General features: G+C 74.9%; 4 protein-coding genes and 1 pseudogene. 4 read left to right on the forward strand and 1 reads right to left on the reverse strand.

Annotated elements, in window-relative coordinates; translation table 11 throughout:
* A pseudogene (locus KBX39_RS24015) lies at positions 1-234 on the forward strand (hypothetical protein); the annotation flags it as partial.
* A complete protein-coding gene (locus KBX39_RS24020) occupies positions 231-1,523 on the forward strand; it encodes a PQQ-binding-like beta-propeller repeat protein (RefSeq protein ID WP_210872614.1) in 1,293 nt (430 codons plus the stop codon). The pseudogene KBX39_RS24015 and the gene KBX39_RS24020, both read left to right, overlap by 4 nt.
* Here the strand turns inward: KBX39_RS24020 and KBX39_RS24025 are convergent, their stop codons facing one another.
* Positions 1,524-2,714, reverse strand: coding sequence for a peptidase C39 family protein (locus KBX39_RS24025; RefSeq protein WP_247660517.1), 1,191 nt, complete (start codon positions 2,712-2,714; stop codon positions 1,524-1,526). It lies immediately after the preceding gene.
* 634 nt (positions 2,715-3,348) lie between these two features.
* Between KBX39_RS24025 and KBX39_RS24030 the strand changes: the two genes are divergently transcribed.
* On the forward strand, positions 3,349-4,014 hold the full coding sequence (locus KBX39_RS24030) for a response regulator transcription factor (protein WP_043325656.1): 666 nt from the start codon (positions 3,349-3,351) through the stop codon (positions 4,012-4,014).
* Positions 4,011-4,583 (forward strand): HAMP domain-containing protein (locus tag KBX39_RS24035; protein ID WP_210872616.1); only part of this gene is annotated, 573 nt, incomplete at its 3' end. The genes KBX39_RS24030 and KBX39_RS24035, both read left to right, overlap by 4 nt.

Here is a 4,583-nt window from a genome sequence, read left to right on the forward strand (position 1 = left end):
CGTCTGATCGCCGAGCTGGGCGGCTGGACCCTGGCCCCGCAGCACGGGTCCGGCGGCCCGCTGCTGGCCACCCGGCTGCTGGGCGGCGGCCGGCAGCTCCTGGCCGAGATGGACCTGTCCGGCGGTCCGCCCCCGATCAGGGGAGTGATCACCGGGACCGACTGCACGACCGGCGTGACGCTGCTGGTCTGCCGCAGGCCCGCAGGTGACTACGTGGTGCGGCGGCTGCCGTGAGCCCGGTGATCGAACTGGGCGAGATGCGGCACGGCGAGTCCGCCGACGAGCCGGAACCCGCGCCGCCCCGCCGGCCGCCCGGCCCGGCGGCCCGGGTGGCGCTGCTCGGCGTACTGGTGCTGCTCGTCGTGCACGCTGCCGCCGGTCCGCCGCCCAGGCCCGTGCCGATCCGGATTCCCGCCCCGCAGGGCGCGGCGTTCGTGGTCCGGCCGGACCGGGTGGTGGTGGCCGACGGCCCCGGCGCGACCGGCCGGGGCGGGCGGGTGGTCGCCGCGTACCGGCTGCCCGGCGGGGAACCGGCGTGGCGGTTCGCGCTGACCGACGGCGACCACGTGCTCGGCCTCACCACCGTGGCCGGGGGACTGCTGGTGACGAGCAGCCCGGCCGGGGACGGTGACTCGGTGTCGGCGATGCTCGACCCGGCGACCGGCACGCTGCGCTGGCGGCATCCCGGATACCCGGTCCCGACCGCCTCCGGCGGGCTGCTGCTGGAGAACCCCCGCCCGCCCGGCGCGGGCACCGTACGGGCCGTGGACCCGGCCTCCGGCGCGGTGCGGTGGACGCTGCCCGTACCGGGCCAGGAGGTGGGGTACCGCCGCGACGACCACGGGGTGACACAGCTCGTCCTGGTCACCCCGCAGGGCCGGGTGACCGTGTACGACGCGGACGCGGGCACCGTCGCGCACACCGGCCGGGTGGCGCCCGCGGCCGGCCGCGCCGACTACCGGTACGCCCAGGTGGTGGCCGATCTGCTGCTGGTCGAGGACGCCCGGGGCTCGGTCACCGGGTACGGGCTGGACCGGCTCGAGGAACGGTGGAGCCTGCCGGTCGGCTCCCGCGCCGGACTCTGGTTCGCCGACTGCGCCGGGATGGTGTGCCTGCGCAACCAGGTGGGCGGCGCGCAGGCCCTCGATCCGGCCACCGGCCGCCCGGCCTGGACCGACGAGCGGTGGCTCGGGATGGGACCGGTCGGCGACCGGCTGATCGCCGCCGAGCGCGGGGTCGGGGAGGAGCTGGAACTGTCGGCGCTGGACCCGCCGACCGGCCGGGTGCTGGCCCGGCTGGGCCGCTGGCGCGTCTCGGGCAACGACCTCCCGTCCGGGCCGCTGCTCGGGCTGCGCACGCTCACCGAGGACCGGACGCTCGTCGGCGCGCTGGACGTGGCGGCCGGGCAGGTGCGGATCCGGGGGATCCTGCCCGGCGCCTGGTCGGAGTGCGCGGATACGGGTACGCAGCTGGTGTGCCTGCGCCCGACCGGCGGCATGGCGATCTGGCCGGCCGGACGCTGATCACCAGTTGGCCTGCGCCGGTGGCGGCGGCAGGGGCGTCGACTCGGGCCGCAGCACGTACACGACGCCGCCGCTGCCCACCTGCCAGGCATGCTCGAACGGCGCGCGCGGCACGGTGCGGCGGACCCGCCCGTCGTCCGGCGCGTACGGGTCGTTCAGCACCGGATCGCCGTCGGCGGTGAAGCCGGCCAGCACGATGAGGTGCCCCCGGGTGTCGTAGTCCAGCCCCGGCACCTGCCCGGCGGTGAACGCCGCCGAGACGATCAGCGGGATGCCGGCGGCCACGAACAGTTCCGCTTCGGCCAGCGAACGCAGCCGGGTGACGAACGCGTCCACCCCGTGCGTCGCCGCGTACGCGGTGTTGAACGGCCAGTTCCCCGCTCCGGCGTACGCGTGGTCGAAGCAGTGCCGGGCGGCGTGCACCACCCGCGGGCGGGGGCCGGGCGGCGTCACCCAGGCGTACCGGTCCGGGGTGGGGCCGGCGCCCCAGAAGTCGAGCACCATGGACACGCAGGTGGGGCTGCACCAGGAGTCTCCACCGCCGCCCCAGCGGGTCTCCCCGGTGGCGTGCAGCCGCTGCGCGTAGCGCGGCACGTCCAGCACCCGCCCTCGCGCGCCGCCCGCGCCGGCATCGGTTCTTGCGACGGCTCGTTGTCCGACGCCGGGCGGGTCGGTGGAGGCGACCACGCCGATCGTGCGCAGCGCCGGACCGTCCGCCGCGTCGAGGCGGCGCAGCAGCGTCACCCGCACCTGCCAGCCGGTCACCGTCGCGCCGGTCACCCGCAGCGTGTCGGCGGCCACCCGCGCCCGGTCGTCCGCCTGCCCGGGTACGGACGCCCGGTGCACCGTGCTGTCGTCGGCGGCCCAGTTGCCCAGCTCGTACCAGCCGGTGGAGGCCGCGTCGCCGGCCCAGCCCCGCAGCTCCACGCGCAGCCAGCAGCCGGCCGGCGTGTGCGCGGTCCAGGAGGGCACCAGCTCGACGGCGGCGAAGCCGAGCGGCGTCACCGGGGAGGTCCAGCTCCCGGCGGCGTACTCGGCGGTGGTCCCGGAGTGCGGATCGGTGTGGGTCAGGCGGCCGGGCGCGCCGTCGAGCGCCAGCCCGGCCGGCCCCGCGGTGAGCCCGTCGGCGAGGCCCACGTCCCGGTCCGCCGGGAAACGGAACCGGCGGTACGCGATGTCGCGGCCGGTCATCGGGGTGCCGCCCGGCGTGGATCGGGTGTCTCGACCGCGTGCTTGTCGATCATTGCCGCTGAGCATCGCGTACCCGAAGGTTTTGTGCAACGGCGGTGGGTGCGGGCCCCGCGCTGGACGGGTCGGCCAGTGGGTTCGGGCCAGCCGCGCGGGAGGGTCCGCCTGCTCGCCGGGCCCGGTGTGATCAGGGGCGTAGCGAGTCGATGGGGCGGCCCACCTGACTGCATTTTCGTCACCGAAGGTAACCGTGACGTGAGCTCCCGGGGTTCACCCTGCGCCGACTTTGCTCTGCAACCATCGACGCAACGGTGACTCACCGCAACAAGTGCGTATCGGGCTGCAGAGCAAAGTCGACGGAAGGGCATCGCAGATCCCGACGGCCGAATTGGCATATCTGCAGGTCAACGGCTTCTGACTCGGCGGCAGTCTCGCGTGGAGGAGCAACCGTCGGTGACGGTGCGTGACGCAGCGGCGCGCCGTCGCCAATCTCACTGACAGTCACAGAAATCCGCGCAGGTGCGGAAGAGCGACCCGGTGGACGGCGGGCGGATCATGCGCCGCCGGGGCAGCTCCTCCGGCGACACACTTGGCCGGCGGCACTAGGTTGTCAGAGGTCACGAGGCGGGAGGCCGGGATGCGGGTACTGGTGGTCGAGGACGAGCGCAACCTCGCCGACGCGATCGCGCGCGGGCTGCGCAAGCGCGGGATGGCGGTGGACGTCGCGTACGACGGCGACGCCGGCCACGAGGCGGCGTTCGTCACCCGGTACGACGTGGTGATCCTGGACCGCGACCTGCCGGGTGTGCACGGCGACCAGATCTGCGCCGATCTGGCCGCCTCCGGCGCGCTGACCCGGGTGCTGATGCTCACCGCGAGCGGCACCGTCGCCGACCGGGTGGAGGGGCTGCAGCTCGGCGCCGACGACTACCTGGCCAAGCCGTTCGCGTTCGACGAGCTGGTGGCGCGGGTGCAGGCGCTCGGGCGCCGGGCCACCCCGGCCGCGCCGCCGGTGCTGGAGGTGGCCGACCTGGTGCTGGACCCGGCCCGGCGGGTGGTCACCCGTGGTGGCGTGCCGCTCGACCTCACCAACAAGGAGTTCGGCGTGCTCGCCGAGCTGCTCAAGGCGCGCGGCGCGGTGGTGTCCAGCGAAGAGCTGCTGGAACGGGTCTGGGACGCCAACACCGACCCGTTCACCACGATCGTCCGGGTCACCGTGATGACGCTGCGCAAGAAGCTGGGCGACCCGCCGCTCATCGACACGGTGGTCGGGGCGGGCTACCGGATCGGCCGCACGCAGTGAGCGTAGGCACCCGGCGGGTGCGGCCGACGTTGCGGCTGCGGCTGACCCTGCTCAACGGCGTCCTACTGGTCGGCGCCGGGGCGATCCTGGTGCTGCTGGCCTGGCTGCTGGTCCGCGACGCGCTGCGCCCCACCGACGAGCTGCTGCCCGGCACCACAGTGGTGCTCACCGACGGCCGCACCCTCGACGCCGGGCAGTGGCAGCGGCAACTGGTCGACGCGGCGTCGCAGGAACTACTGGTCAAGGGACTGCTCGCGCTCGTGGCGATCAGCGTCGTCGGGGTGGCCGGGGCGTACCTGGTGGCCGGCCGGGCGCTGCGCCCGCTGCACCAGGTGACAGCCACCGCGCGCCGGCTCGGCGAGGCCACGCTCGACGAGCGGATCGGCTGGTCCGGCGCCGACGACGAGGTGGCCGAGCTGGCCGAGACGTTCGACGCGATGCTGGACCGGATCAGCGGCGCGTTCGAGGCACAGAAACGGTTCGTCGCGAACGCCTCGCACGAGCTGCGGACACCGCTCGCGGTGATGCGTACCGAAATCGACGTGACGCTCAGCGACGACGACGCCGAC

This window comes from Micromonospora sp. D75, assembly GCF_018070405.1.
In the GTDB taxonomy this organism is placed as follows: Bacteria; Actinomycetota; Actinomycetes; order Mycobacteriales; family Micromonosporaceae; genus Micromonospora; species Micromonospora chalcea.

Excerpts from the sequence above, each read along its gene's own strand:
- KBX39_RS24025 (WP_247660517.1), bottom strand. The coding sequence starts at position 2,714 with ATGACCGGCCGCGACATCGCGTACCGCCGGTTCCGTTTCCCGGCGGAC.
- KBX39_RS24030 (WP_043325656.1), top strand. The coding sequence starts at position 3,349 with ATGCGGGTACTGGTGGTCGAGGACGAGCGCAACCTCGCCGACGCGATC.